The organism is Aeromonas sp. QDB14 (assembly GCF_027707845.1).
In the GTDB taxonomy this organism is placed as follows: Bacteria; Pseudomonadota; Gammaproteobacteria; order Enterobacterales; family Aeromonadaceae; genus Aeromonas; species Aeromonas caviae.
Genome location: NZ_JAPCJD010000179.1, coordinates 1 through 1,299, shown reverse-complemented (window position 1 = coordinate 1,299; position 1,299 = coordinate 1). Strand labels below are relative to the sequence as shown.

1 protein-coding gene is annotated in these 1,299 nt (G+C 60.4%); it reads right to left on the bottom strand.

The window, feature by feature from the left end; all coding sequences use genetic code 11:
* Positions 1–79 precede the first annotated feature (79 nt).
* Positions 80–1,057 (bottom strand): LysR substrate-binding domain-containing protein, encoded by a 978-nt coding sequence (locus PG887_RS22340; RefSeq protein WP_010672591.1) that lies wholly within the window; start codon positions 1,055–1,057, stop codon positions 80–82.
* Positions 1,058–1,299 lie beyond the last annotated feature (242 nt).

Below are 1,299 nucleotides of genomic sequence, written 5' to 3'. Positions count from 1 at the left end.
TTTAGGGACTCAGAATACTTTTTTCTGAAAATCAAGGCGGCCTTCCCCGGAAAGCCGCGATGAACCTTTTTTTTGCGCGTCAGGCGGCAGCGGCCGGGCCGTCCGCCGAGGTTTCCAGCTTGCCCATGATGAGGGCGAGCAGGGTCTCCCGCAGCCAGCGATGGCCCGGATCCTCCTCGTGGCGCTGATGCCAGATGAGCAGGTGGGAGATGCTGTCCAGGGCGATGGGCAGCGGCAGCGGCACCAGGGGGTAGACCTGGGTGGCGTGGCGGGCGTAGAGGCGGGAGAGGGTCACTATCATGTCCGAGTGCATGCCCATGCGCAGGGCCGCCTCGAAGGAGGGCACGGTCGCCTCGATCCGGCGATAGAGATCCTGCTCCGCCAGCTTGTGATCCAGCATCCAGCGATCCCGCCCCTCGCAGTAGGTCTGCACATGGGGGTAGGCGAGGTAACGGGCGAGATCCCACTCGGGCTCCTGCAAGGCAGGGTGATCCCGCTGCACCAGGCAGGTGAGATCGTCGATGGTGAGCAACCGCTGGCAGATGGCGTTGGGCAGGGTGTCGAGGCGAAAATCCGAATTGATGCAGTTCTCCCGCACCGTGAAGGCGATATCCACCTGGCCCTGGCTCATCTCGGTCAGGCTGTGTTCGGTCCACTCCTCGTAGCGCAGGCGGATGCCAGGGGCCTGACGCTTCAGTTCGCTCAGGTAGAGGGGGGCAAACAGGGTGAAGGCGCTGTCCATGCTGGCGATGACGAACTCCCGCTCCGTGCTGGCGGGATCGAAGTCCGGCGGCTGGATCAGGTTGTCCAGGGAGAGCAGTATGGGCTGCAGTTGCTGCTGGAGATCCAGGGCGCGCGGAGTGGGATCCATCCCGTAGGCCGAGCGTACGAACAGGGGATCGTCAAAGGTCTCCCGCAACCGTCCAAGGGCCTTGCTGACGGCGGACTGGCTCAGGTGCAAACGGCGTGCAGCCCGGCTGCCGTTGCGCTCTTCCAGCAAGACTTGCAGGATTATCAACAGATTAAGGTCTATGCGTGCAAGCTGTTCCAGCAACATGATATGAATTCTCTTCAATTCCTAGATGAATATATACCATTTGTTTTCATATCTTGGCGATCCTATGCTCGACCGGTCTCTCGCCCTGGTGGCGGCTGGTACAGGATGTAGCGGTTGAGGGGACAAGTAGCACCGACTCATACGGCGGCCCATGGTCGCCGTATTTTTGGTTCATCGCGGCTTTCCGGGGAAGGCCGCCTTGATTTTCAGAAAAAAGTATTCTGAGTCCCTAAATCCATATG

Coding starts and splice junctions, on each gene's coding strand:
- PG887_RS22340 (WP_010672591.1), bottom strand. CDS start 1,057: ATGTTGCTGGAACAGCTTGCACGCATAGACCTTAATCTGTTGATAATC.